Raw genomic sequence first — 25,032 nt, 5'->3', positions numbered from 1 at the left:
CGATTATCGGGGGAGGCTCTCCGCGATCTCGGCGTATGTCGGGATAGATGGTGGTTGCTCGCCCCGGAGTGCCAGCGCGACGGCCGCGGCCTCCCGCAGCGCCGCCCGGTAGAGCAGCGACCCGGTGCTCACCCGCGCCACCCCGGCCGCGGCGAGCTGGGCGATCGTCGGGCCGTCCGGCTGGTGCAGCACGTTGAGCGGCAGCGGCGTGCTCGCCGCCACGTCCGCGATCTCGCCGAGGCCGGTCAGCCCCGGTACGAAGATCCCGTCGGCGTGGGCGTACGCGCGTACCCGCTCCCGCGTGTCACCCGTACGCAGCCAGCACGTGTCGGTACGGGCGTTGACGAACACGCCGTGCCCGAGTGCGGCCTCGATGATCCGCTGGTGCAGCTCGATCGGGCGCAGGGTGCCGTCCGGCCGTCCGTCCTCCAGGTTGACGCCCGCGACGCCGAGCGCGGCCAGGGCCGCGACCAGGTCGGACACCTCGGCAGGGTCGTCGCTGAAACCGCCCTCGATGTCCACGGTGACGAGGACGCCGAGGCCGCGGATCGCCTCGGCCAGCTCGATCGTCTCGGCCTTGGTGGCGCCGGCCGCGTCGGGCTTGCCGTACGCGGCGGCCACGCCGAGGCTCGTCGTGCCGATGGCGGGGAACCCCTGCGCGGCCAGGTACGCGGCCGAGCCGTAGTCCCAGGCGTTGGGCAGCACCAGCGGGTCGCCGGGGCGGTGCAGCTCGCGGAAGGTCATCGCAGTGCCTCCAGGACGCCCGCGGCCAGGGCGAGCGCGTGGTCGGGCGCGGGGCAGGGGCGTACGCCCGAGCCGAAGGTCAGGTGCGGGGTCCTGCCGCGCGCGGAGTCGAACCGCTCCGGGTCGGGGAACACGTCCGGGTCGCGGTTGACGGCCACCAGGTCGATCGTGAGTTTCTCTCCCGTACGGGTGTCCAGCCTGCGGGTCGCCTGGAGCGGCGGGTCGTGCCGCAGGGTCTCGTGCAGCAGCGTCTCGACGTCCCCGCCCCGGTCGTGGGCGAGCGCGTTCTCGATGAGGCCCTCCGTGGCGGCGTGCGCCTGCAGCAGCAGTGTGATCACCGGGACGCCGGTCTGCTCCAGCAGGTCGGCGACGGCGGCGTCGGCCTGTGGGCTCTCCTCGCCGGACAGGTAGCCCGCCGCGGCGGCGGGCACCGCGCGGGTGTCGTGGACGCCGAGCGCGGCTCCGAGCACGGCCGCGGGGACGCCGCGCCGGCGTCCTTCCCGCTCCAGGGTCAGGGCGCGGGCCGCCGCGCGCAGCTCGGCCGGGTCCAGCGCGTCCAGCAGGTCGACGAGCGGACGGCGGCGCTCGGCGTGTTCCTGGCCCGCGCAGAAGCGGGAGACGCGGGAGCGCAGCCAGGCCAGGGTCCCCTCGGTCTGTCCTGCGGGGACGGGCGGGGGCGTGTACCGGGGGTCGGCCAGGACGGCGACCGCCTCAGCATGACGGGTGACGGGCATGCGCCCACGTTAGGACGGGATCGTTTCGCCGCCCGTCGAAGCGTGTCAGGCGGCCAGCCGCTGCCGCTCCGTCGCCGGCTCCTCGCTCAGCGCGTTCCGCTCGGGGGCCGCCTGCGCGGCAGGGGCAGCCGAGGTGGCGGCCGCGACGGCCATCACCACCAGCAGCGCCATCTCCGCCAGCACCAAGCCCCGCTCCAGCAGCCCGTAGTACGCGTCGCCGCCCACGAGTGGCGAGGTGAAGGAGGCGGGGTGCGCCACTAGGTACGCCCCCAGCGTCACCGCCGCCGCCACGCTCATCGCCCGCACCGCGGTCATCGCGGCGGAGGGCGCCTTCGCGGCGGAGGGAGCCTCGGTGGCGGAGGGCGCCGCGCGCCACCAGGGAGTGCCCGCCCGGCGGGCCAGCATCCAGCCCGCCATCGGCAGCGCGGTGAACACCACGGCCGACGACCAGCGGTGGATCTCGCCGGCCAGGGTGCCGATCTGCGACGTCCCGGGGTCGGTCGGGAAGATCGCGCTCATGATCAGCCCGCCGGCCCCGGCCAGCAGCAGCACCCGCGTGGCCGCCGTCCGGCCCGGGTCCTGCCGCGCCAGCCCGTACGCCAGGCACAGGCACGCCCCCGCGAGTGCCAGCATCCCGACCAGGACCGGCGCCATCCCGCCGGGGACCAGCGCGTAGTCGCTCAGCAGCGCCTGAGCCGGCAGCTCCGCCTGCGCGTACGCGACCGCCCCCGCCGACACCACGGTGGCCGCCACGGCCCCTCCGGCCCACAGCCGCCTCATCAGCGGTTCACCTCGTCATAGATCTGCTCGAACCGGGCCAGCGAGGACTGGTCGTCGTGGGTGAGGGCGAGCTCCCTGCTGGCCCTGCCGAGGCGGGCGCGCAGGTCGTCGTCGGTGAGGACGGCGGTCAGGTGGCGGGAGAGCCCCACCACGTCGCCGGGCTGGAACAGGTAGCCGTTGCCGTCGACGAGGTGCGGCAGCGCCATGGCGTCGGCGGCGACCACGGGCAGCCCGCTGGCCATGGCCTCCAGGGTCGCGATGCTCTGCAGCTCGGCGATGCCGGGCATGGCGAACACGTCGGCCGCGGCGAACGCCTGCGGCATGCTCTCGTCGGGGACGAACCCGAGGAAGAACACCCGGTCGCCGACGCCGATGCGCCGCGCGAGCCGTTCCAGCTCGGCCCGCTGGTTGCCGGTCCCGACCAGCGCCACCTGGGCGTCGGTCACGTTGAGCACCATCGGCAGGGCGCGTACGAGCTCGGTGATCCGCTTCTCCTCGTCGAGACGGCCGACGAACAGGGCCGTGGGACGGTCGGGCAGGTCGAAGAGCTTGCGCGCCCACGCCTTGGGCTCGCTGTGGGGGTGGAAACGGCTCAGGTCGATGCCGCACGAGACGGGCTCGACCGCGCGGGTGAAGCCCTGGTCGGCGAGGAGCCGCGCGGCCAGCGGGGTCGGGGTGGTGATGTGGTCGGCGCGGCCGTAGACGCGGCTGAAGTCGCGCCAGGCGAGCCGGCCGGCCTGGCGGCGCAGCCGTTCGGGGATGTGGCCGAACTGGAAGAGGTTGTCCGGCATGAAGTGGTTGGTGGCGACGATGGGGACGCCCGCGCGACGGGCGGCGGCGATGGCGGCGCGGCCGACGACGAAGTGGCCCTGGGTGTGCAGCACATCGGGGGCGATGCTCGCGACCAGCCGGTCGAGACGGGCCGGCACGCTGACCCGCATGGTCGGGTGCACCAGCAGCGGCGCCGAGCGCAGGCGGTGCACGACCACGCCGTCCACCACGTCGGCCGCGGCGGGCCCGGTGTCCGACTGGCAGATCACGTGCACCTCGTTGCCGCGCGCGGCCAGGCCGGTGGCCAGGCGGTGGGTGAAGTACGCGGCGCCGTTCACGTCCGGCGGGTAGGTGTCGGACGAGATGAGGATCCGCCGCGGACGGACGGGAGCGCGGCTGGGGGAGACGGCGGGCGGCGGGACGTCGTGGGGGGTGCGCAGAGGCATGGCCATGGGGGTTCGACTCCGTTTCACAGCGGACGACAATGAGTGATCAGGCAGGCGCGCGGCGTTCCTCCAGCGGGCTGGTCCTGGCCAGCGCGACGGTGCCCACCGCGGTCAGGGCGGCCGCCACGACCGGCAGCACACCGGTCGGCAGCGGCTCGCCGAGCAGCAGCGCCCCGAACGCCACCGCGGTCAGCGGGTCGGCGATCTGCAGCGAGGCGAACGAGACGCCGAAGTGCCCGACGGCGTAGGCGCGCTGGAGCATCGCCAGTGCCAGCAGCGCGGGCACGGGCAGCGCGAGCAGGTACCACCAGTTCCAGGTGCCGTCCACCAGCGCCCGCATGAGGGTCGCGGTGGCGCCGTACAGGACGCCGGCGCTGGTGGCGAGCAGGGCCGCGCGGCCCGCCGGCGCGGCGGCGAGGGAACCGGCCCAGAGCAGCGCGGCGGCGGCTCCGGCCACACCGATCAGCGTGACCACGCCCGTGGTGCCGAGGTGGACGGGACCCTCCGCCTCGGGGACGAGCAGCACCAGGGCCATCAGCCCGGCCGCCACGACCCCGGCGGCGGACAGCTCGGCGCGCGACGGCCGGCGGCCGTGCAGCGTGGCGGCGATGGGCAGCGCGAAGAGCAGGCTGGCCACCCCCATCGGCTGCACGACCGTCAGCGGCCCGAGTCCGAGTGCCGCGATGTGCAGGAGGCCACCAGCGGCGATGGAGGCGCCTCCGAGCAGCCAGCGCGGCCTGCGCAGCAGCGCGAGCAGCCCCGGCCGGGCGGAGCCGACCGCCTCGAACTGCTGCACGGCGGCGCCGAGCGCGAAGAACAGCGAACCGACCAGGGCGATCGCTGCGGCCAGCACCGTCATGGAGCACTCCTTTCACTCGGATGGTCGTCGGGCAGGGTCAAACGGAGGTGTCCACCGCACGTCGGGCCGGGGAAGCCCGGATGGCGCGCCGCTTCCTGATCCACCGCACGACCTCGACGACGGCAGTGATCGACACCGCGATGCCGAGCCCGAGCAGCAGCCCCTTGATGGGGTCGTTCTCGAACGCCATGCCGCCGAAGAAGCCGATCAGAGCGGAGTACAGGCCCCACGAGACCGCCGCGATCCCGTCGAAGAAGCTGTACGAGCGCAGCGGATGCCGGACGGCGCCCAGGGTCAGCGTCGTCGCGGTGCGTCCGCCGGGGATGTAGCGGGCCGCGACCAGGACGAGCCCTCCCCGTACGGCGAGGGCCTCGCGCACCCGGACGAACGCCTTGCGCTCGCGCAGCCTGCCGCCCGCCCTGGCGCCGATCAGGTAGGAGATGTGGTCACCGGCGAACGCTCCGACCGCCGAGACCACGATGACCAGGGCCAGGTTCGGCCCGCCGGTGGCCGCGGCGAACACCCCTGCGGTGATCACCGCCGTCTCGGCGGGCACGACCGGGAAGAACGCGTCGAGCAGTGCGAGGCCGAACAGCGCCGCGTACAACCAGGGCGACGACATGGCCTGCTCGATGAGGCCCAGGAGGGCGTGGGACATGAAGATGTACTCCGATCGGTGGGGGTACTGGCACAGCGTCCCGGTACGGGGCGCACCGGGACATCGGGGAACGCCCCGGTTCGAACGCGGAGGCTTCCCTGACACCAGTCAGGGCCCGTACCTCATGACGCTAGGAACCCAAGGGATGTGCCACATCGGACGATCGGTGTTAAATGCCCCCTACTTTCGTCAGGGGTGTGCACCGAACTGCGGGAGCAGCTGTGGTGCGCCCCTGGTGCATCGCTTGTGCATCCGTGGTGGCGCCGAGCCCACCCTGACTTTCGTCAGGGCCGGTCCATGACGACGGAGGGGGACGGCCGTCCGTGACCGGCGGGTAGCGTTGCACATGTGCACGCTCTTCGCCGTCTGCGCCGTGCGAGCCGCCGGCAGGTGATCTACGACCTGCTGCTGTGGGTGGCGCTCGGCGTCGTCGTCTCCGTCATGGGGCCCGACCCGCTCACCGACCCGGCGGGCTTCGGCGTGGTGACCGTGCCGAAGCTGGTTCTGGCCGGGGTGGCGGTGCTGCTCGGCCGGCCGTACCCGCCGGCGGCGCTGATACTGCTGCTGCCGTTCGGGCCGTGGCAGTTCGACATGGGGTTCGCGACCGTCGATCTGAACTGGCTGCTGCCCCGCGACAACGTGAAGATCCTCCCGCTGGTCCCGGCCTCGCCGTTCATCATGTGGTACGCCTACCTGTCCGGCCGGCGGCTGGCCAGGGTGTGGCCGGCGCTCGCGGTGTTCGGGCTGATCGCGCTCGTCGGAGTGGCCGTGGGCCTGGCGGCCGGCGGCGACCTGACCGTCTGGGTGTCGCTGGCCACCGCGCTCGTCGGCACCTACGTGGTGCCGTACCTGCTGGGGGTGCTGCGGCGCAGGTTGCTGCAGCAGCGCAAGCAGACCCGGCTGTCGGTCGAGGCGCAGGCCCGGATGCGGGAGCGGGCGAGGATCGCCCGTGACATGCACGACTCGCTCGGTCACGAACTGGCGCTGATCGCGGTGCGGGCGGCCGGGCTGGAACTGGCGCCCGGCCTCACGCCCGCGCAGGTCAGGGCGGCGGGCGAGGTGCGCGCCGCGGCCGCCGAGGCCACCGAGCGGTTGCGTCAGATCATCGGCCTGCTGCGCGAGGAGTCCGACGCGGCGCCGCTGTCGCCCGTGGACGAGGACGTCGCCGACATCGTCGCGCGGGCCCGCGACTCCGGCATGGCGATCACCTTGGACCTCGCGCCCGGCCCGGTGCCCGATCTGGCCTCGCCCGTCGTGCAGGAGGCGCTGACGAACGCCGCCAAGCACGCCCCGGGCGCCGCCGTCGAGGTCTCGGTCTCGTCGCACCGGATCCTCGTCCGCAACGGTCCGCCGCGCGCCCGTTCCACCGCGCGTTCCGGCGGCCTCGGCCTGGCGGGCCTGCAGGAGCGCGTACGGCTGTCCGGCGGCACCTTGTCGGCCGTCCCTCAGGCCGACGGGTTCCGGCTGGAGGTCACCATCCCGGAGGACTCCTGACGGTCAGGCGTGCGCCACGTGCAGGCGCTGCAGGAGCCGCTTGAAGGCGACGACCGAGAACGTGATCGCCGTGCCGCTGATCACCGCCACCGCCGAGGTGCGCAGCAGCATGTACGCGCCGAGCGAGCCCTCCAGGTACTGGTAGACGGCCAGGAAGATGCTCAGCGTCGAGTTCGCCAGCAGCACGAACGCCCACAGCAGGGTGATCCTGGCGAAGAACCGGCGCACCCGCTCGTGCCCGAGCACCGCCGACGGCAGGTGGATGTAGTCGAGCGTGAGCTTCTGCACGATCGGCCGGTTGAGCCGTACGGAGGCGAGGAACGCGATGCCGATGCAGATGGTGCCCATCTCCGGCTGGATGAAGAACCACATCCAGGTTCCGGTCCAGAAGGCCACGACCGCCCGTACGGTGATCGCGAACGCGGCCAGGTACATGGTGGCGGGCACCTTGATCCCTCTGATGAGCCGCCAGACGACCCCGAGGTAGACCCAGGCGACGGTCAGGGCGAGCGCCCACTGGAACCCGAGGATCACCATGGCCAGGTAGAACACGGCCAGGGGCGCGACGACGGCTTCGAGCAGCTTGGGGGCCGCCTGCCGGGCGAGCGCGGTGAGGCGTGGAAGGGTGACGGGAGGAGAGTTCAAGGCTGCTCCGCAGATAGGCCGACGATCCGCGACTACCCGGCGTTCGAGGGGCAAGGCTTTCCGGATGGTCCGCTCGGTGTCACCGAAGCGTCATCACCGCCGTCCCGGGAAGCACGCGGTGGCTTACCGTACTCGAGGCGGGGTGGTGCGACGGCCTGTTCGACCCGTTCGGTCTGATCTGCGCGCGATGATGTGGCCGTGCGGGCTCAGCTCAGTGACCTCAGCTCAATGACGCTGTGGCGAGCTTCGCGCCGAAGCCCAGGAAGACGGCCCCGACCCCCGAGGTCAGCCCGGCGCTGAGCCGCCGGCGACTGCGGAACTGCCGGGCCAGGTAAGAACCGCAGAAGATCAGCGCGGTGAGGTAGAGGAAGCTGAAGATCTGCACCACGGCCCCGAGGATGAGGAACGACAGCGCCGGCGTGGCGTACCCCGGGTCGACGAACTGCACGAAGAACGAGACGAAGAACAGGATCGCCTTCGGGTTGAGCAGGCTGATCGTCAGCGCCTTGCGGAACGGGCGCACGACGGGCGCCTGCGCCGCGACCGGCTCGGCGTCGGCCGCGGCCTCGGCGGAGGCGCGCAGGCTCCGCCAGGCGCCGCGGATCATCTGGAAGCCGACCCACGCCAGGTAGGCGGCGCCGGCGTACTTCACGATCGTGAACAGCACCGGCTGGGTGCGCAGCAGGGACGCGGCGCCGGCGGCGGCCAGCAGCATGAGCACGGTGTCGCCGACGAACACTCCGGCCGCGGCCCGGTAGCCCTGGCGCACGCCGTTGCGGGCGGCGTACGTCAGCACGAACAGCGAGTTCGGCCCCGGGAGCAGGATGATGAGGAACGCGCCGATGGCGTAGGCCCAGAAGTCGGTGATGCCGAAGAACATGCCGCTGCCTCCCACGAATATTCGCGACACATCACGTTATAGGAGGATATGACCTGTGTGGATGTCCCTCCTGGGGTCCGAGGGAGGTCGAGGGGGAGGAGGTGACCTGTGCGGATATCCATCCTGGGGCCGATGGAGGTCGAGGGCGACGGCGGGCCGATCGCGCTCGGAGGGTTGCGCCTGCGGGCGCTGCTGGCCCTGCTCGCCCTCGAAGCCGGGCACACCGTCACCTCCGCGCGGCTGATCGACGCCCTGTGGCCCGACGAGCCGCCCGCCAACGCCCCCAACGCGCTGCAGACACTCGTCAGGCGGTTGCGCGCGGCGCTGCGGCCGTACGACGTGGTCGAGAGCCGTCCCGGCGGCTACGCGCTCGCCGTCGCGGCGGACGACGTGGACGCCCTGCGCTTCCGGCGGCTCGGCGCCGACGGGCTCGACCTGTGGCGCGGCGCGGCGCTGACCGACCTGACCGCCGTCCCCGTGCTCGCGAACGTCGCGGCGGCGCTGGAGGAGCAGCGCCTGGCCGCCGTGGAGGCCCGCGCCGAGGAACGGCTGGAGGCCGGGCTGCCGGTCGACCTGACCGCTGAGGCGGCCGCCCACCCGCTGCGCGAGCGGCTCCGCGCGCTCGCCATGCGGGCGCTCGCCGCCTCGGGACGCCAGGCGGAGGCGCTGGAGCTGTACGAGCGCACCCGCCGCACGCTCGCCGAGGAACTCGGCGTCGATCCCGGCCCCGAGCTGCGCGCCGCCCACCTGGCAGTGCTCTCCGGCGACTCCCCGCCCCGCCCGCCGGCGCCGCCGAAGCGGCCCGGGATCCGCGCGCCCCGCACCAGCTTCGTCGGACGCGAAAACGAGCTGGACCGCCTGGTCACCCTGCTCGGTGAGGCGGCACTCGTGACCCTCGTCGGCCCCGGAGGGGCGGGCAAGACCCGGCTGGCCACCGAACTGGCCCTGCGGCTGGGCGACGACCGGCTCTGGATGGTGGAGCTCGCCTCCCTCAGCGACCCCGGCGACGTCGAGGGGGTGCTGCTCGACGCGCTGGGCCTGCGCGACGACCGTCTTGGCGGCCACACCGCTCCCACGTCAGGCGACCCGCTCGCGCAGGTCGCCGCGGCCCTCGCGGGACGGCACGCCCTGCTCGTGCTGGACAACTGCGAGCACCTGGTCGAAGCCGTCGCCGTGGTCGTCGAGCGGCTGCTCACCGCCTGCCCCGACCTGCGGGTGCTGGCCACCGGCCGCGAGCCGCTGAACGTCTCCGGCGAGCACCTGGTGCCCGTCCCGCCGCTGCCGCAGCCGCCCGCGGGCGCCGGCCCCGAGCAGGCGCGGACCTACCCGTCCGTACGGCTCCTGCTCGACCGGGCGACCGCGGCGCGGCCCGCGTTCACGCTGGACGACGCCAACACCGCCGCCGTGGTGGAGCTGTGCCGCAGGCTGGACGGCATGCCGCTGGCCATCGAGCTGGCCGCGGCCCGCCTGCGCACGATGACCCCGCGCCAGCTCGCCGACCGCATCGGCGACCGGTTCACGCTGCTCACCGGCGGCAGCCGCACGGCGCTGCCCCGTCAGCAGACGCTCAGGGCCGTGGTCGAGTGGAGCTGGGACCTGCTCGCCCCCGAGGAACGCGTGCTGGCCAGGCGGCTCGGGGTGTTCGCGGGCGGCGCGACGCTGGAGACCGTCGAGCAGGTCTGCGGGGGCGCGGCCGACGTGCTGGGCGCGCTCGTGGACAAGTCGCTCGTCCAGGTCTCGCCCGACGGGCGCTACCGGATGCTGGAGACGATCCGCGCGTACGCGCTGGAACGGCTGGAGGAGGCCGGCGAGGCGGCGGCGTACCGGCGCAGGCACGCCGCCCAGCTGCTCGCCCTCGCCGAACGGGCGGTCCCCGAACTGCGCACGGCCGCGCAGATCGGCTGGATCGAACGGCTGGCCGCCGAGCGCGACGACTTCGCCGCCGCGCTGCGCTGGGCCCTGGACGAGCGCGACACCGAAACGGCGCTGCGGCTGTGCGCGGCGCTCAACTGGTACTGGTGGATGTGCGGCTACCGGCAGGAGAGCGCCGTCTGGGCCGGGCAGGTGCTCGACCTGGCGGGCGACGAGCCGCCGCCCGGTCTCGCCGGGGCGTACGCGGCGTGCGTGTTCGCCCGCGGTGTCGACGCGTTCCTCGAGCTGAGCCACGACAGGTCGGCCCTGCTGGCCCTCGCACGGCGGATGGACGACCTGGTCGAGCTCGCAGAACGGGAGGGCCCGGTGCACCCCATGCTACGGCTGAGCGGGATCGTCATGACGGCCGTGGCGGGCCAGGACGAGCGGGCCGCCGAACTGCGCGACGCGTACGCCGCCGCCGACGACCTGTGGCTGGCCAGCTCGGCCCTGCTGATCGGCCCCGGCCGTACCGAGGAGGGCCTGGAACGGGCGGTGGCCGGGTTCAGGAAGCTGGGCGACCGGTGGGGGCTGAGCGAGGCGCTGCTCGGACTGGCCACGCTCCGGGCCGCGAGGGGCGCGCCGACCGCCCACCTGATCGCCGAGACCTGGTCGCTGACGAGTACGTGGGTCTCTTCCGACGAGGCGATCGGCACGCTCGTCCGGCTGGCCTACCTGCGGGCGACGGCGGGCGACCTCGACGGCGCGAAGGAGGACCTGGCCAAGGCGCGGGCGCACGTGGACGCCGGGACGTCCGTGCCCAGCCGGTTGTTCCTCGGTCAGGCCGAGGCCGCGCACGCCTGCCGCCGCGGCGACCTGGATCGCGGGGTCGCGATCTTCCGTGAGCTGTTCGCCCTGCTCGACGACCTGCCGCCCATCGCCCAGTACGAGGTGTCGCTCAGGTCCGCGTACGGGCGTGCGCTGGCGCAGACCGGCGACCTGGACGCGGCCCTCGACCAGCACCACCGGGCCCTCGACGCGCTCGGCGGTGACGACCCCGACCGCCCGCTGCTGTCGGTCGTGCTGGCCGGGTACGCGCTGCTCGCCCAGGCGGGCGGCGACCAGGAACGGGCGGCCGCGCTGTTCGGGGCGGCCGCCGCGGTCGAGCCGCACGACACCTCACCGGAGACCGTGGCGGGGGAGCAGGCGGCGAGAAGCGCACTCGGCGACGACCGCTTCACCGCCTGCTTCACCCGGGGCGCGACCATGCCGGCGGCGCAGGCCCGCGCCCTGGCGCGGGAGCCCGGCGTGGGTCCTGGCGCAGGGCCCGGGCCTCACCGGACGCGCCTGGCGTAGGCGCGCACGGCCAGCGGGACGAACAGAGCCATCAGCGCGGCGGTCCAGCCGTGGGTGATCCACACGTCGGCCACCCGCAGCCCGCCGCCCAGCAGCCCGCGCAGCGCGGACGCCAGGTGGGAGACGGGGTTGACGCCCATCCACCAGACGAGCCAGCCCGGCATGCCGGTGGCGGGGACGAACGCGCTGCTGCCGAACGTCAGCGGCAGCAGCACCGCCGTGGCCATGCCCTGCATCGACGACACCGTCTTCGCCACGAGCCCGAGCCACGCCGACCCCCAGCTCAACGCCAAGGCCATGAGCAGCACCAGCCCGATCGCGCCCAGCACGCCGAGCGGCCCTGTCGTGACGCGGAAGCCGACGGCGTACCCGACGACCAGCGACGTCACGATCGTGATCAGCAGCGCCGCGAGGTCCGCGAGGATGCGGCCCGTCAACGGCGCAGAACGGGCGATGGGCAGGGTCCTGAACCGGTCGAAGACGCCGTTGCCGATGTCGGTGGCCAGGTTCATGCCGGTGCCGATGGTGGCGATCAGCGACACCTGGACGAGCACGCCTGGCACCATGTACGCCACCACGTCGGCCCGGTCGCCCGTCGCCCCGCCGAACAGGTAGACGAAGACCACGATCATGAACACGGGCTGCACGAGCAGGCCGACGAGCTGGCCAGGGCTGTTGCGCAGGGGGATCAGGCTGCGCCAGGCGAGCACCAGCCCCTGCGACAGCGCGGCGGACGGGCCGCGTCGGACGGCGGGTTGCGTGAAGGTCATCGTCGGTCTCCTGTGAGGGTGTGGAACACGTCGTCGAGTGAGGGCAGGCGCAGCGCGTGCTCGGCGAGCACGATCCCGGCGTCGTCGAGCGCCCGCAGCAGCGCGGGCGGCTCCGACAGGTCGTGGACGGGTACGGTGAGCGCCCCGTCGCAGGCGCTGACGCCGAGCAGGGCCTCGGCCTTCTCCACGTCGTCCGGGCGCAGGGGGCGCACGTCCAGCCGGTGCCCGCCCGCCATGGCCTTGAGCTCGGCGGGGGTGCCCGCCGCCGCGACCCGGCCCTGGTCGATCACGAGCAGGTCGTCGGCCAGCCGGTCGGCCTCCTCCAGGTACTGCGTGGTCAGCAGCACGGTCACCCCGTCGGCGGTCAGCTCCCCGACGACGTCCCACAGCTCGCCGCGGGCACGCGGGTCGAGCCCGGTCGTGGGCTCGTCGAGGAACAGCACGCGCGGCCGGCCGACCAGGCTCGCCGCGAGGTCCAGCCGGCGGCGCATGCCGCCCGAGTAGCCGCCCGCCGCGCGGGCTGCCGCCTCCTCCAGGCCGAAGCGGGCCAGCAGCTCGGACGCCCTGGCCCGGGCGTCCGCCCTGGACAGGCCGAGCAGGCGGCCGATGAGCCGCAGGTTCTGGGCGCCGGTCAGTTTCTCGTCCACGGAGGCGTACTGGCCGGTCAGGCCGATCAGCTCGCGGACCCGGGTGGGCTCGCGGGTGACGTCGTGCCCGCCGACCCGCGCGTGACCGGCGTCGGGGACGGCGAGGGTGGCGAGGACGCGCACGGTGGTGGTCTTGCCGGCGCCGTTGGGGCCGAGGACGCCGAGCACGGAGCCGGTCTCGGCCCGCAGTCCGACGCCGTCGAGCGCCGTCTTGTCGCCGTACCTCTTGACGAGCCCTTCGGCTTCGATCGCGTAGGTCATGCCGGAGAGACTGCCGGGCGGCGCTGGCAGCGGCCTGGCACGAACCTGTCAGGCGGCTGTCACGCCGAGGATCTTGACTGTGCCGGGATTGGGCCTTGTAAGGGTGCTTTGTCAGAGCTACGATCGCGGCAAATATTAGGAAACTTTCCTAAAAGTTCTGCACACCTCCGGTCGATCCGCACCTTGAGGGGATGTCCATGAGACTCCGCAGAAGACTCACCGCCCTCCTCGCGGGAGTGGCCCTCGCGCTGGCCGGCGCGGGGCTGGCCGCCCCACCCGCCGCCCTGGGGGCCGTCCAGCAGATGGCCCCCGCCTGGACCCCGTGGACCGCGTACGCCGTCGGCGCGGTCGTCACCTACAACGGCGTCGACTACGTGTGCCTCCAGGCGCACACCTCCCAGCCCGACTGGGCGCCGGCCACCACCCCCGCGCTCTGGCAGGCCGGATCCGGCAACGGCGGCGACACCAGCCCGCCCTCCACGCCAGGCAACCTCCGCTCGACCGGCGTCACGTCCTCCAGCGTGTCGCTGGCCTGGAACGCCGCCACCGACAACGTCGGCGTCACCGGCTACCAGGTCTACCGCGGCGGCTCCGCGGTCACCACGGTGAGCGGGACGACGTTCACCGACACCGGCCGCGCCGCGGGCACCGCCTACACCTACACCGTCCGCGCCCGCGACGCCGCAGGGAACCTGTCCGCCTCGAGCAACGCCGTCACGGTGACGACCTCTGGCAGCGGGCCAGGTCCCGACCCGAACCCCTCCAAGATGGCCGGAGCCCCCTACCTCTACATGGGCTGGGGCAGCCCGCCCAACCCCGGCACGGTCATGGACGCGACCGGCATCAGGTCGTTCACGATGGCGTTCATCCTGTCGAGCGGCGGCTGCAACCCCGCCTGGGACGGCCAGCGCCCGCTCACCGGCGGCCCCGACCAGCAGGCCATCAACACCATCAAGTCGAAGGGCGGCAGCGTCCAGATCTCGTTCGGCGGCTGGTCGGGCAACAAGCTCGGCCCCAACTGCTCCTCGCCGCACGCCTTCGCCGGGGCGGTGCAGCAGGTCATCAACGCCGTCGGGCCGGCCGTCGTCGACTTCGACATCGAGAACAGCGACGAGTTCGGCAACCCCACCGTCCAGGACCGCATCCTGAACGCCCTCAAGATCGTCAAGGCGAACAACCCGAACGTCAAGGTCGTCGTCACCTTCGGCACCACCAGGAGCGGCCCCGACGGCAACGGCGTCCGGCTCATCAACCAGGCGCGGGCGCTGGGCGTCCCGATCGACAACTACACGATCATGCCGTTCAACTTCGGCGGCTCGAACCTCTACCAGGACACCGTCAGCGCCGCCGAAGGGCTGAAGAACGCGCTCAAGAACGCCAACGGCTGGACCGACGCCCAGGCCTACGCCCGCATGGGCATCTCCGGCATGAACGGCATCTCCGACCAGCAGGAAACCACCTCGCCCTCCACCTGGACGCAGATCCGCGACTGGGCCAAGACCCGCGGGCTCACCAGGCTCGCGTACTGGGCGGTCAACCGCGACCGTCCCTGCCCGGGCGGCGGCTCGGTCGCGCACTGCAGCGGCATCTCGCAGCCCGACTGGGAGTTCACCAGGATCACCGCCGGCTTCTGACCGCCCTCACGCGCGCACGAGCTGGGTGGGCTTGAGCGGGATGCCGAGGCCGGGCGGCCGGTAGGTGGGCAGCGCCTCGCCGTACTCGCGCATCCAGGCGTGGTCCACCAGCAGCCGCATCCGCCCTGACGCCCGCCCGCCCGGCTCGGCCGGGGCCGCAGGCCCGGCCTTCCCGGCCAGCCTGAGCACGGCCCCGGCCACCAGCTCGGTGTCGGGCGGCGACAGGTCGCAGTGCTCGTCCGGCCCGATCAGCAGGTCGAGGTCGGGCGGCAGCGGGTAGATCGGGCGCGGCAGCGCCAGCACGCGCGGCGGCGGCGCCATCGGCCAGCCGTCGCGCACCGCCTCCAGCAGCACCGAGCGCGACGTCCTGCCCGCGAAGAACCCGTCGGCCAGCGCCCAGCTCAGCGCCCCCACGTCAGCGCGGTCCTCCCCGCACGCGTGCAGGCACAGGTACGGCACCAGCGGGATGCCCGGCGTGCCCGCCTGCGCCCACCCGTTCCCGCACCCGGTCAGCACCAGCAACGCCAGCATCGCCCGGTAGGCGGTGTCGGCGTGCGGCGTCTCCAGCCGTCCCGGCACGATCACGCACCGCCCACCCGTCTTCTCGGCCGTCACCCCCAGCTCCCGCGCGATCTTCACCACGCGCGAGGCCGCCACCCCCGTGTACGCCTCCTGCCAGGCGGGCGTGTACGGCTCGCGCCGGTCGTCGTACCCGTCCGGCCACACCCCAGGCAGGCCGGGCCGCGCCACCCCGTAGACCGCGAGCAGCAGGTCGAACACGGTCGTCACCAGTTCGTCGCCGTCGCGCACCACGGGCACGCCGCGCCGCAGCACCCGCGGCCCGTCGTCGAAGCGCGGCAGCAGCACCTCGACCGTCTCCCCGCCGTACAGGCTGAGCCGGTCGCAGACCGTGCCCTCGGGTTTGCCCGCCAGCCCGTCGGGCACCCACGCCGAGTCCCGCTCGCGGAGCCTGACGAGGAACGGCAGGTCGGTGCCCTCCAGCGCGTGCCGGCCGAAGGGGGAGCGGTCGAGGAAGAACTCCTTGAGCAGCACGTGCCCCATGGCCATGGCCAGCGCGCCGTCGGTGCCCGGCCTGACCACCAGCGTCTCGTCGGACAGCCGGGTCGGATGCGTGCCGATCGCGACCACCTTCTGCCCCCGGTACCGCCCGGCGATCACCGGCGGGGTGTCCGCCGTACGCGCCATCCGGTTGTTCTCACCCCACAGCAGCACGTACGCCTGCCGCGCCCAGTCGTCGGCGCCAGGGCCCGTGAACCCAGGCCCGAGAACCTGGTCGGGCGCGCACGGATGCTCGGTCAGCACGGCGCCGCCGAGACCGCCCACGAGCCGCGCCAGCGGCGTGGTCGCGAGGGCCGCCACCCGGTCGGCGCCGTGCGCGGCGGTCGTGTGCAGGATGGCCGCCGCCGCGATCTCCGCGGCCGTGTCGTCGTCCAGCGGCACCCGCCGCTCGCCCCTGGCCGACCGGTACCTCAGGGCGTCGCCCGCGAGCTGCCCCCAGGCGGCGACGGGGTCGCGCAGCGCATCCCTCACCTCGAAATAGAGCCTGATCAGTGCCTGGTTGACCTGCGATCCCCCCATGGGAGAAAAGTTCAACACAGAGCGGCATCCCGTATCGGGATACGTGTCGGCATGTCGGGGATAAGAATCGCAAGCCCAGGTGGCAGTGTCCGTGATGTTGCGGCAGGCTAGTGCCCGCCATGGATTACGCACTTCTCACGGGCACTGTCCTCGTCGCCGGGCTCGTCCTCGCCATCGTCGCCCAGTGGCGCGACTGGCGTCCGCCCCTCATCGTCGCCGTCCTCGTGGGCGTGGCCGTCCGTGTGCTCATCATGTGCACGTCCGCTGTCGACACCTGGCAGCCGGTCGACTTCGTCGAGAGCTTCAAGCCCGCAGGTGAGGCGGTGCTGCGCGGCCAGGACCCGGTGCTGGCCAGCAACGGCGGCTGGCACTTCCTGCCCACCATCCCGTACGTCTACGGCATCCTGCTGTGGCTCGGCATCCCCTGGGAATACGCCGGACGCCTGGTCACCGTGGTCGCCGACATCGTGCTCATCCCGCTCGTCGCCAAGCTCGCGGGCGGTCCGAAGGCGTCCCTGCGCGCCCTGCAGTACGCGCTCAACCCGCTCGCCGTGCTCATCGCCGGCGTCCACGGCCAGGTCGAACCGGTCGCGCTCGTGTTCGGCGTGGCCGCGTTCGTGGTCGCCCGCGGCCCCGGCGATCCCGACCGTCCCGGCATGGTCACCGACGTGGTGGCCAGGCTGCGCCACGGCCTGGCGGCGCACGGCGTGGGCGGCTCGATCGCGCGGGTGCTCGGCCGCGGCGGCCCGCTCCACAACGCCCTGCTGCCCGGCCCCGACGACCGCGCCCAGCTGAAGCGCGGCGCGCTGGCCGGCGTGCTCATGGGCCTCGCGCTGTGCGCCAAGAGCTGGCCGATCTGGCTGATCCCCGGCATGCTGCTGCTCCTGCCCACGCTGCGCTCCCGCATCGCCGCGCTGTTCACGACCGGGCTCGTGCCGCTGTTCTTCCTGGTCACGCTGCCGGTCTTCGCCGGCACCTCGCTCCAGCAGATCCCCGCGGTCATCGACACCATCCGCGACATCCGGCCCATCGTCGGCGAGTGGGGCTACACCCCGTGGTTCACCGGCGGCGACTGGGCGCTTCGTCCCGACCTGGCGTCGTTCGGCACCAACCTCATCTACGTCAGCGTCATCGCCGTCATCCTCCTGTGGCGGCGGGCCGACCCGATCGACCTGACCACGGCCATCCTGCTCGTCTTCATGGTCATGACGCCCCGGCTCGGCGCCCAGTACCTGCTGTGGTTCATGCCGTTCCTGATCGCCCGCCCGACGAAGTTCGCCTGGCCGGCCATCGTGGGCGTCTGCCTGTGGTCCGGCTACGGCTACCTCTACATGACGCAGTTCGACGTCAACACCTGGTGGATGCTGCATTCGTACTGGTCGCGGGCGTCGATCGTGCTGCTGCCGATCCTGGCGCTGGCCATGCCGTGGGGCCGCCGCGTCTCGACGGCCCCCGCGCCCGTGCCCGCCGGAGCGGGCACGGCCACCACGGCTACGTCATCGGCATAGGCGCCCCCACAGCGTGACCCACTGGTCGGGGTGGACGTACCCGACGACGGCGTCGCGGGGCACGCCCGCGGCGTCCAGCGCCGCGTCCACCCCGTCGTAGCGGGTCCGCAGCGAGGCCCGTACCGACCCGCCGACCCCGCCGAAGCCCAGCTCCACCAGCTGCCGGTACGAACGCGGGTCGTCGACGAGCGGCTCAGGCCTGCGCTCGATCCGCAGGATCGCCGAGTCGACCGCGGGCACCGGACGGAACGCCTCCCTGCCCACCGTGTCGCCCAGCCGCCAGCCGAACCACGGCCACGACTCCACCGTGACCAGGCTCCACCGGCCGTAGTCGCCGGTGCGCTTGCGGGCGTACTCCCGCTGCGTGAGCAGTGTCGCCGAGGTCAGCGACGGCGCCCGCAGGCACCAGTCGACGATCTTCGACGTGATGGCGTACGGGATGTTCCCCACGACCGCGAACGGCTCGCGCGGAGCGCGGGCGCGGGTGAAGTCACCCCTGACCACCTCGATCCGGGGATCGTCACGCGTCCGCGCGGCCAGGAGCCCCGCGAGCCGGGGATCGATCTCGTAACCGACGACCTGCGCGCCCGCCTGCGCCAGCGCGAGCGTGAGCACGCCCTCGCCGGTGCCGGGCTCCAGCACGAGCCCCGCGGGCGCGGCCGCCTTGACCATCAGATCGACGGCATGCCGGTCGACCAGGAAGTTCTGGGACAGCGTCCGCCGGTTCCTGTCGGCGGAGGTACGGCCGCCCTTGCCGGTCCTGGCCTTCTTCTGGGTGTGTGAATAGTTTCCGTGCGCGAAATTCTGCGCCACAGCACTGCCCTTCCGGGTCCTCGAGATTGTCGGGTCTCGAAGGGCCCTGGGCGCGCCTGCGGACGCGTCGGCCTCAGTTCAACCTGGGGCTGCCTGGGGTGTCGCCTCCGCTAGCGGGCCAGAGCCCGGCTGCGGCGGATGCGGATGAAGAACGGGCAGCAGAACATGCTCGACATGCGTGTCACCGTACGTGGCCGCTGATCGCCCGGGCAACGGATTAAATGGGGTGCGAGCACTTCGCTCGGTTCGTCATGCTTGATCCATGCAGGCGACGATCACCGTGACCCCGGCCCAGCTGCCCGAGCTGCTGCTGCACGTCGCCGTGGTCAGGCCGGTGTTCCTGTGGGGCGCGCCAGGCATCGGCAAGAGCTCGCTGGTGCGCGACTTCGCCGCCTCCCTCGGTCTGGAGTGCGTGACCCTGCTCGGCACCCAGCTCGCCCCCGAGGACCTGATCGGCGTGCCCGAGCTGGTCGACGGCCGCAGCCGGTTCGCCCCGCCCGAGTCGATCGCCAGGGACGAGCCCTACTGCCTGTTCCTCGACGAGCTCAACGCCTCAGCGCCCGAGGTGCAGAAGGCGTTCTACTCGCTGATCCTCGACCGCAGGATCGGCACGTACGAGCTGCCGGAAGGGTCCGTGGTCATCGGCGCCGGCAACCGGGCCACCGACAACGCGCTGGCCCGCCCGATGGCCTCCGCCCTGGTCAACCGCCTGATCCACATCCACCTGCGGGCCTCCGCCGACGACTGGCTGACGTGGGCGGCGAAGAACGGCATCCATCCGTGGGTCGTCGACTACCTCGTGCAGCGTCCCGACCACCTGTGGAGCCCGCCGCCGAAGACCGAGGAGCCGTTCTCCTCGCCGCGCGCCTGGCACATGCTGTCCGACGTGCTCCACTCCTACGGCGACGACCTCGCCGACGAGACCCTCGCGACGCTCGCGTTCGGCACGGTCGGCGCCGCGCACGCCTCCGCGTTCCGCGCCTACGTCAAGACCGTGCGCCACGCGTACGACCTGGAGGCCGTGCTGAAGGGCGAGGCCCCCTGGCCGCGGCGGCCCGAGGAGCGCGACCTGCTCTACTTCCTGGCCGAGGCGTTCCGCGCCCGCCTGGTCAAAGAGCTGCCCGCCGACCGGCGCCGAGCCTCCAGAAGCGGGCGCGACCTGGGCTTCCGCGCCAAGACGCTGCTCGTGGAGCTGGCCGAGATCTCCCTCGAATGCGCCCAGCTCGTCATCGCCAACGACGCCCACGGCGCGCCCGCGCTGCCCGCCTGGTTCCTGGTCGAGGTCGGAAGGGACGTGCCCCGGCTGATGGCGGCGCGATCGTGAGCAGGCACAAGCCCAAGGCAGACCCGTGGCGCGAGGAGGTGCTGAAGGGCTGGAAGGCCGTCGCCCGGCGCGCGCTGTTCAGCCTCCTCGACGGCGAGCTGTACGAAGCCGACGAGGGCATGCTGCACCCCGACACCTGGGCGATCGTCACCGAGTACGGCGAGGTCTACTACCACCCGACGCGCCGCGCCCCCGCCGAGGAATGGACGTGGGTCTTCGCCCACCTCCTGCTGCACGTGGGCTTCGGCCACGCCGATCCGCGCACGTGCGCGCCGAAGGACGTCGACGACGACCGCCCCGTCCCCGCGTACCACGCCGCCTGCTGCGTGGCGGTGGACCGGTTCCTGCGCACCCTCAAGCTCGGACGCTGCCCCGCGCCGCTGCCCGCCGACCTCCCGGACAACGACGAGGTGACGCTGTCCGAGCAATGGCGCAGGCTCGGCGTGCCCCCGCAGTTCCAGCCCATGGGCGAGCCCGACTTCCGCATCGGCACGGCCGAGCTGGCCGAGACCCTCGACTTCCAGCGCTCGTTCGCCATCGGCGTCGCCGCCACCGCGACCGAGGCGCTCGACCGCGCCGGCGCACCCCGTACCCCCGCCGAGGGGCACGTGAAAGGGCCGTGGGACGCCGCGCTGCGCTGGTTCATGTCGTCCTATCCGCTGCTCGGAGCGCTGGCCACCGGCATGTCGATCGTCTCGGACGCCCAGCTGGCCAGGGAGTGGGACATCGCGATCGCCGCGGTCAGCTCCGAGGCCGGCGAGATCTACGTCAACCCGCTCGCCAAGCACTCCGAGCCCGAATGGCGGTTCGTCCTCGCCCACGAGATGCTGCACGCCGCCCTGCGCCACGGCGAGCGGGTCGGCATGCGCGACCCGTACCTGTGGAACGTCGCCTGCGACTACGTCATCAACGGGTGGCTCGTCGAGATGGGCGTCGGCGAGATGCCCGAAGGGCTCCTGTACGACCAGTCGCTGAGTGGCATGTCCGCCGAGGCCGTCTACGACCTCATCGCCGTCGACCTGCGGCGCATGCGCAAGCTCGCCACCCTGCGCGGGCGCGGGCTCGGCGACCAGCTCGACCGCCCGCCTGGCCGCGTCCGCGACTACGTCGACCTCGACGAGTACTACCGCAACGCCCTGCGCACCGGCCTCGCCTACCACCAGTCGGCCGGCCGCGGGTTCGTCCCCGCAGGCCTCGAACAGGAGATCCGGGCGCTCGACCAGCCCCCGCTGCCCTGGGACGCCCAGCTCGCCCGCTGGTTCGACGAGCACTTCACCCCCGAGGAGAAGCGGCGCAGCTACGCCCGCGCCTCCCGCCGGCAGGCGTCGAGCCCTGGCATCCCGCGTCCCGGCTGGATCCGTCCCGAGGAGACCGTGCGCAAGCGGACGTTCGGGGTCGTCCTCGACACCTCCGGCTCCATGGACGTACAGCTGCTCGGCAAGGCGCTCGGCGCCATCGCCTCCTACGCCGCTGCCCGCGACGTGCCGCGCGCCCGGGTCGTCTTCTGCGACGCGGCGGCGTACGACGCCGGATACCTGCCGGTCGAGGAGATCGCGGGCAAGGCCAAGGTGCGCGGCCGGGGCGGCACGTACCTCCAGCCGGGCGTCAGGCTGCTCGAACACGCCGACGACTTCCCGCCCGACGGGCCGGTCCTCGTGATCACGGACGGCGACTGCGACGTGCTGCGCATCCGCCGGGAGCACGCGTTCCTGGTGCCGCGCGGCGCCTCCCTGCCCTTCAGGCCGCGCGGGCCGGTGTTCTTCCTGACGTGAGCCGTCCGATTCTGACAAGAGATCCGCGCCCCGCCCCGGTAACGTCACCGTCGTAACCGGCCGCCGGCACGAGAGGAGCCCCTCCCTCATGGACGTCGTCGACAAGGCGGAGCACTATCTGCGCCTGCACGGCAGGCTGATCGACAGGATGCGCTTCGAGGCGCTGTTCCGGGGCGGTTCCCGCGAACGCGTGCTCGACGCGCTGCGCTGCTACCAGAACCTCGACGGCGGCTTCGGTCACGCCCTCGAGCCCGACCTGCGCGGCCCCGGCAGCCAGCCGGAACCGGTCGAGGTGGCGTTCTGGATCCTCGACGAGCTCGACGCGTTCGACGCGCCCATGGTGGCCGCGGCCTGCGACTACCTCACGTCCGTCAGCACACCCGACGGCGGCGTGCCGTTCGTCCTGCCCTCCGCGCGCGAGGCCCCGCACGCCCCCTGGTGGGCGCCGCAGGACGACCCGCCCGGCCACCTCATCCCCACCGCCGGGATCGCCGCCCTGCTGCACAAGCACGGCGTCGCCCACCCGTGGCTGGCGCCCGCGACGGAGTTCTGCTGGTCGCGCATCGCGGCCCTCGACGAGCTGACCCCGTACACGGCGCGCGCCGTGGTGCCGTTCCTGGAGCTCGTCCCCGACCGGACGCGAGCGGAGGCCGAGTTCGCGCGGCTGCGCGCGGCGATCCTCGCGACGGTGAGCCTCGACCCGCACGCCGCCGGTGAGGCGCACTTCCCGCTGGACTTCGCCCCCGCGCCCCTGCGGCTGCCGCTGTTCGAGCGCGACCTGCTGGAGCCGCACCTCGACGCGCTGCTCGCCGCCCAGTCGCCCGAGGGCGGCTGGAACGGCAACTGGCTCATGTGGACCCCGCTGGTGGAACACGAGTGGGGCGGCCACATCACCGTCGCCCGCCTCGCCACCCTCCGCGCGTACGGCCGCATCCCCGGCTGACCCCGACGGGACCAGCCGCATGCCGAGCCGACCCCGCCTTACGGGACCGGCCGCATGCTGGGCTGACTCCGTCCCGTCCGACCTGCCGCGTACGGCCGCATGCTGGACTGACCCCGTCCCGTCCGACCTGCCGCGTACGGCCGCATGCTGGACTGACCCCGTCCCGTCCGACCTGCCGCGTACGGCCGCATCCCCAGCTGAGCCTTTCCTGTCGGACCTGCCGCGTACGGTGGGGTCATGTACGTCGAGCGGCCCGCCACCCCCGACCTCACCCGTCGCGTCGCGTGCGAGTGGGTGCGCACCAGCTCGGCGGCCGCGACCACGCTCGTGGTGCCCGACGGGTGCATCGACCTCATCTGGGGGCCGGAAGGGCTGTTCGTGGCCGGTCCCGACACCGGCCCCATGCCCGCGAGCGTCGGGGCCGGTGACGCGCTGGCCGGCATCAGGTTCCGGCCGGGCGCGGCCGGCGGCTTCTTCGGCGTCCCGCTGCACGAGCTGCGCGACCAGCGCGTCGCACTCGCCGACCTCCCCGGCATCCTCGACCCCGGCATCCTCGACCCCGGCATCCTCGACCTCGACCTCGACCTCGGCACCGGTGCCGACCGCGGCGACGTCCACGGCGACGTCCGCGGCGACGTCCACGGCGACGTTAAGGCGCGGCTCGCCGCGATGCGCGCCGCGGTCCGTCGGCGTCTCGTGGCGGGCGCCGACGCCCCCGACCCCGCCGCACCCGCCGTCGCGGCAGGTCTGCGCGCGGGCCGTTCGATCGCCCAGGTGGCCTCCGACCTCGGGTTCAGCGAGCGCCACCTGCACCGCCGCTGCGTCGCCGCGTTCGGTTACGCCCCCAAGACGGTCCAGCGCGTCCTCCGCTTCCAGCACGCGCTGCGGCTGGCCCGTGCGGGCGTCCCCCTGGCCGAGGTGGCGGTCACGGCGGGCTACGCCGATCAGGCTCACCTCGCGCACGACGTCCGACGCCTGAGCGGCGGGCCGATCCGCCGCCTGCTGTCACCCGCGCGGGCGGCCTGACACGAGGGCTCGCGCCCACTCGGCGTCCGGGTCGCTGTCGATCAGCAGCGCCCGCGTCAGCAGGCTCAGCGGGATCGCGAGGATCGCGCCCAGCGGCCCCAGCACGAACGTCCAGACGATCAGCGAGACGAACGTCATCGTCGTCGTCAGCCCCACCGCGTCACCCAGGAACTTCGGCAGGATGAACGACTGCGTGACCACGTTGATGACGATGTAGGCGATGATGACCAGCACCATCGTCTGCACGCCGCCGTCCAGCAGGGCGAGCATCGTCGGCGGCAGCAGCGCGATGACGAACCCGATGTTCGGGATGTAGTTGGCGATGAGCGCGAGCACGCCCCACAGCAGCGGCAACGGCACGTCCAGCAGCGACAGCGCGAGCATGTCGAGCACTGCGTTGATCAGCCCGAAGACGGTCGAGACGATCAGGTAGCGGCGCGTCTTGTGGGTGAACGTCCCGAGGGCGGTCACCAGGTGCGGGCGGCGACCTTCGGCCCTGGAGACGACTCTCGCGGTCGCCGGCGCGTCGAGCGACATCGCGAGCAGCAGCACCACGATGAGGAACAGCGACGACAGCACGCCGATCAGGCTTCCGAGCAGAACCTGTGCCAGCCCCAGCACCCGCTCCGGGTCGAACGCCGTCACCCACTTGCTGAGCACCTCGTTGCTGAGCCCGTGCGAGGTGGCCCACGCCTGAGCGTCGGCCACCAGCTTCTCGAACTGCCCGGTGTACGTGGGCAGCAGCGTGGCGAGCTCGGTGGCGGAGACGGTCAGGATGGCCACCATGCCGACCAGCACGAGCACGACGATGAGGAACGGCACCGCCACCTGGAGCCAGATGGGGGCGCGTCGCGCCGCGAGCCAGTTGCGCACCGGTGACACGGCGATCACGAGCACGAGCGCGAGCACGACCGGGCCGGCGATGGAGGACACCTCGCGGATACCGAAGAGCACGACCACGGCGGCCGCCGTGCCCAGCAGGATGGTGAGCGACCTGGGCAGGGGTTGATCTGGCACCACCCATACCTACCCCCGGCGCGGTCCGGAACCATCGATTTGACGGTTCCGGGAGGCGTACATAGAGTTCACCAGTCCCACGGGAGCGGCGTTGATCGCCGAGCCCACTCGGGACCACCTCCTGACACAGTCGCAAAGACGAAGACGTGCGCGTCCACTCGGAACGGCTGGTAAGTTAGAGGGGTTGTCCCCGAAAGGGGGCAGGGATTAATTCCCGCAGATCGAGCAAGACCGGTCAATTTGACAGGAACTTGAACGGCTGAGAGAATTAAGACACAACGAAAGACGAAATGAACGCCTCCGAGCGGGGATCACGAAAGTGGTTCTGGTCAGGAAGTACGCGTCCGTTTCTTGAGAACTCAACAGTGTGTTAAAAGCCAGTGCATGATTTTTCATGCAACACCTCGTCAAATGATTTTTGACGGTTTTGCTTGGACGAAGTTTCCAAACATTTTTTGGAGAGTTTGATCCTGGCTCAGGACGAACGCTGGCGGCGTGCT

21 protein-coding genes are annotated in these 25,032 nt (G+C 72.7%); 8 read left to right on the top strand and 13 right to left on the bottom strand.

Features of this window, described 5'->3' with window-relative positions; all coding sequences use genetic code 11:
* Positions 1 to 3: 3 nt before the first annotated feature.
* From BLR04_RS30220 to BLR04_RS30195, 6 genes are read right to left on the bottom strand one after another with little or no spacing between them, the layout of a single operon-like run.
* Positions 4 to 744: an isocitrate lyase/PEP mutase family protein gene (locus BLR04_RS30220; RefSeq protein WP_090771662.1), complete on the bottom strand. Its 741-nt coding sequence runs from the start codon at positions 742 to 744 to the stop codon at positions 4 to 6.
* The gene (locus BLR04_RS30215; RefSeq protein ID WP_090771660.1) at positions 741 to 1,478 is read right to left on the bottom strand and encodes a cytochrome P450 family protein; all 738 of its coding nucleotides are present in this window, start codon (positions 1,476 to 1,478) and stop codon (positions 741 to 743) included. The genes BLR04_RS30220 and BLR04_RS30215 overlap by 4 nt, the downstream gene beginning before the upstream one ends.
* A 45-nt stretch (positions 1,479 to 1,523) precedes the next feature.
* The gene (locus tag BLR04_RS30210; protein WP_090771658.1) at positions 1,524 to 2,258 is read right to left on the bottom strand and encodes a DUF998 domain-containing protein; all 735 of its coding nucleotides are present in this window, start codon (positions 2,256 to 2,258) and stop codon (positions 1,524 to 1,526) included.
* Complete coding sequence (locus BLR04_RS30205; RefSeq protein WP_090771656.1) at positions 2,258 to 3,481, bottom strand: glycosyltransferase; 1,224 nt, start codon at positions 3,479 to 3,481, stop codon at positions 2,258 to 2,260. The genes BLR04_RS30210 and BLR04_RS30205 overlap by 1 nt, the downstream gene beginning before the upstream one ends.
* Before the next feature lie 40 nt (positions 3,482 to 3,521).
* Positions 3,522 to 4,334, bottom strand: a complete 813-nt coding sequence (locus tag BLR04_RS30200; RefSeq protein ID WP_176903359.1) for a DMT family transporter — start codon at positions 4,332 to 4,334, stop codon at positions 3,522 to 3,524.
* A 37-nt stretch (positions 4,335 to 4,371) separates the two neighbouring features.
* On the bottom strand, positions 4,372 to 4,992 hold the full coding sequence (locus BLR04_RS30195) for a DedA family protein (RefSeq protein ID WP_090771654.1): 621 nt from the start codon (positions 4,990 to 4,992) through the stop codon (positions 4,372 to 4,374).
* A gap of 348 nt (positions 4,993 to 5,340) precedes the next feature.
* Here BLR04_RS30195 and BLR04_RS30190 point away from each other — a divergent pair, with 348 nt between their 5' ends.
* Positions 5,341 to 6,486: a sensor histidine kinase gene (locus tag BLR04_RS30190; RefSeq protein ID WP_218129230.1), complete on the top strand. Its 1,146-nt coding sequence runs from the start codon at positions 5,341 to 5,343 to the stop codon at positions 6,484 to 6,486.
* Positions 6,487 to 6,489: 3 nt separating this feature from the next.
* Here BLR04_RS30190 and BLR04_RS30185 read toward each other — a convergent pair whose 3' ends face one another.
* Complete coding sequence (locus BLR04_RS30185; RefSeq protein ID WP_090771653.1) at positions 6,490 to 7,131, bottom strand: VC0807 family protein; 642 nt, start codon at positions 7,129 to 7,131, stop codon at positions 6,490 to 6,492.
* Between the two features lie 220 nt (positions 7,132 to 7,351).
* Positions 7,352 to 8,011, bottom strand: a complete 660-nt coding sequence (leuE, locus tag BLR04_RS30180) for a leucine efflux protein LeuE (RefSeq protein ID WP_090771651.1) — start codon at positions 8,009 to 8,011, stop codon at positions 7,352 to 7,354.
* Between the two features lie 108 nt (positions 8,012 to 8,119).
* Between leuE and BLR04_RS30175 the strand changes: the two genes are divergently transcribed.
* Entirely contained in the window at positions 8,120 to 11,218 is a 3,099-nt protein-coding gene (locus BLR04_RS30175; protein ID WP_143022270.1) for an AfsR/SARP family transcriptional regulator, read from the top strand.
* Here the strand turns inward: BLR04_RS30175 and BLR04_RS30170 are convergent.
* Positions 11,197 to 11,988 carry an ABC transporter permease gene (locus BLR04_RS30170; RefSeq protein WP_090771647.1) on the bottom strand — a complete coding sequence of 264 codons (792 nt, stop codon included), beginning with the start codon at positions 11,986 to 11,988 and terminating at the stop codon, positions 11,197 to 11,199. The two genes, BLR04_RS30175 and BLR04_RS30170, sit on opposite strands and share 22 nt — an antisense overlap.
* Entirely contained in the window at positions 11,985 to 12,896 is a 912-nt protein-coding gene (locus tag BLR04_RS30165; protein WP_090771645.1) for an ATP-binding cassette domain-containing protein, read from the bottom strand. The genes BLR04_RS30170 and BLR04_RS30165 overlap by 4 nt, the downstream gene beginning before the upstream one ends.
* A gap of 197 nt (positions 12,897 to 13,093) precedes the next feature.
* Here BLR04_RS30165 and BLR04_RS42475 point away from each other — a divergent pair, with 197 nt between their 5' ends.
* Complete coding sequence (locus tag BLR04_RS42475; protein ID WP_090771767.1) at positions 13,094 to 14,530, top strand: carbohydrate-binding protein; 1,437 nt, start codon at positions 13,094 to 13,096, stop codon at positions 14,528 to 14,530.
* A gap of 6 nt (positions 14,531 to 14,536) precedes the next feature.
* On the opposite strand, the gene BLR04_RS30155 is transcribed toward BLR04_RS42475, so the two are convergent.
* Positions 14,537 to 16,129 carry a molybdopterin-dependent oxidoreductase gene (locus BLR04_RS30155; RefSeq protein ID WP_090771643.1) on the bottom strand — a complete coding sequence of 531 codons (1,593 nt, stop codon included), beginning with the start codon at positions 16,127 to 16,129 and terminating at the stop codon, positions 14,537 to 14,539.
* Between the two features lie 119 nt (positions 16,130 to 16,248).
* On the opposite strand from BLR04_RS30155, the gene BLR04_RS30150 reads away from it, so the two are divergent.
* A complete protein-coding gene (locus BLR04_RS30150) occupies positions 16,249 to 17,637 on the top strand; it encodes a hypothetical protein (RefSeq protein WP_090771641.1) in 1,389 nt (462 codons plus the stop codon).
* Here the strand turns inward: BLR04_RS30150 and erm are convergent.
* Positions 17,626 to 18,450 (bottom strand): ErmE/ErmH/ErmO/ErmR family 23S rRNA (adenine(2058)-N(6))-methyltransferase, encoded by an 825-nt coding sequence (erm, locus tag BLR04_RS30145; RefSeq protein WP_090771639.1) that lies wholly within the window; start codon positions 18,448 to 18,450, stop codon positions 17,626 to 17,628. The two genes, BLR04_RS30150 and erm, sit on opposite strands and share 12 nt — an antisense overlap.
* A gap of 262 nt (positions 18,451 to 18,712) precedes the next feature.
* On the opposite strand from erm, the gene BLR04_RS30140 reads away from it, so the two are divergent.
* From BLR04_RS30140 to BLR04_RS30125, 4 genes are all read left to right on the top strand, one after another.
* Positions 18,713 to 19,774 (top strand): AAA family ATPase, encoded by a 1,062-nt coding sequence (locus tag BLR04_RS30140; RefSeq protein ID WP_090771637.1) that lies wholly within the window; start codon positions 18,713 to 18,715, stop codon positions 19,772 to 19,774.
* Positions 19,771 to 21,546, top strand: a complete 1,776-nt coding sequence (locus tag BLR04_RS30135; protein WP_218129229.1) for a vWA domain-containing protein — start codon at positions 19,771 to 19,773, stop codon at positions 21,544 to 21,546. Before BLR04_RS30140 ends, BLR04_RS30135 begins: the two co-directional genes overlap by 4 nt.
* 88 nt (positions 21,547 to 21,634) lie before the next feature.
* Positions 21,635 to 22,489 carry a hypothetical protein gene (locus BLR04_RS30130; RefSeq protein ID WP_090771633.1) on the top strand — a complete coding sequence of 285 codons (855 nt, stop codon included), beginning with the start codon at positions 21,635 to 21,637 and terminating at the stop codon, positions 22,487 to 22,489.
* 237 nt (positions 22,490 to 22,726) lie between these two features.
* Complete coding sequence (locus BLR04_RS30125) at positions 22,727 to 23,515, top strand: helix-turn-helix transcriptional regulator (RefSeq protein WP_090771631.1); 789 nt, start codon at positions 22,727 to 22,729, stop codon at positions 23,513 to 23,515.
* Here the strand turns inward: BLR04_RS30125 and BLR04_RS30120 are convergent.
* Positions 23,495 to 24,532, bottom strand: a complete 1,038-nt coding sequence (locus BLR04_RS30120; protein ID WP_245740717.1) for an AI-2E family transporter — start codon at positions 24,530 to 24,532, stop codon at positions 23,495 to 23,497. The two genes, BLR04_RS30125 and BLR04_RS30120, sit on opposite strands and share 21 nt — an antisense overlap.
* Between the last annotated feature and the right edge of the window lie 500 nt (positions 24,533 to 25,032).

The organism is Nonomuraea maritima, assembly GCF_900100395.1.
Lineage (GTDB): Bacteria > Actinomycetota > Actinomycetes > Streptosporangiales > Streptosporangiaceae > Nonomuraea > Nonomuraea maritima.
The sequence above is the reverse complement of the archived record's forward strand: the minus strand, read 5'-3'. Positions and strand labels throughout refer to the sequence as shown.

What these genes read in the sequence shown, in the direction of transcription:
- BLR04_RS30220 (WP_090771662.1), bottom strand. Translation starts at nt 744, where the DNA reads ATGACCTTCCGCGAGCTGCACCGCCCCGGCGACCCGCTGGTGCTGCCC.
- BLR04_RS30215 (WP_090771660.1), bottom strand. Translation starts at nt 1,478, where the DNA reads ATGCCCGTCACCCGTCATGCTGAGGCGGTCGCCGTCCTGGCCGACCCC.
- BLR04_RS30210 (WP_090771658.1), bottom strand. Translation starts at nt 2,258, where the DNA reads ATGAGGCGGCTGTGGGCCGGAGGGGCCGTGGCGGCCACCGTGGTGTCG.
- BLR04_RS30205 (WP_090771656.1), bottom strand. Translation starts at nt 3,481, where the DNA reads ATGGCCATGCCTCTGCGCACCCCCCACGACGTCCCGCCGCCCGCCGTC.
- BLR04_RS30200 (WP_176903359.1), bottom strand. Translation starts at nt 4,334, where the DNA reads ATGACGGTGCTGGCCGCAGCGATCGCCCTGGTCGGTTCGCTGTTCTTC.
- BLR04_RS30195 (WP_090771654.1), bottom strand. Translation starts at nt 4,992, where the DNA reads ATGTCCCACGCCCTCCTGGGCCTCATCGAGCAGGCCATGTCGTCGCCC.
- leuE (WP_090771651.1), bottom strand. Translation starts at nt 8,011, where the DNA reads ATGTTCTTCGGCATCACCGACTTCTGGGCCTACGCCATCGGCGCGTTC.
- BLR04_RS30170 (WP_090771647.1), bottom strand. Translation starts at nt 11,988, where the DNA reads ATGACCTTCACGCAACCCGCCGTCCGACGCGGCCCGTCCGCCGCGCTG.
- BLR04_RS30165 (WP_090771645.1), bottom strand. Translation starts at nt 12,896, where the DNA reads ATGACCTACGCGATCGAAGCCGAAGGGCTCGTCAAGAGGTACGGCGAC.
- BLR04_RS42475 (WP_090771767.1), top strand. Translation starts at nt 13,094, where the DNA reads ATGAGACTCCGCAGAAGACTCACCGCCCTCCTCGCGGGAGTGGCCCTC.
- BLR04_RS30155 (WP_090771643.1), bottom strand. Translation starts at nt 16,129, where the DNA reads ATGGGGGGATCGCAGGTCAACCAGGCACTGATCAGGCTCTATTTCGAG.
- BLR04_RS30150 (WP_090771641.1), top strand. Translation starts at nt 16,249, where the DNA reads ATGGATTACGCACTTCTCACGGGCACTGTCCTCGTCGCCGGGCTCGTC.
- BLR04_RS30140 (WP_090771637.1), top strand. Translation starts at nt 18,713, where the DNA reads ATGCAGGCGACGATCACCGTGACCCCGGCCCAGCTGCCCGAGCTGCTG.
- BLR04_RS30130 (WP_090771633.1), top strand. Translation starts at nt 21,635, where the DNA reads ATGGACGTCGTCGACAAGGCGGAGCACTATCTGCGCCTGCACGGCAGG.
- BLR04_RS30125 (WP_090771631.1), top strand. Translation starts at nt 22,727, where the DNA reads ATGTACGTCGAGCGGCCCGCCACCCCCGACCTCACCCGTCGCGTCGCG.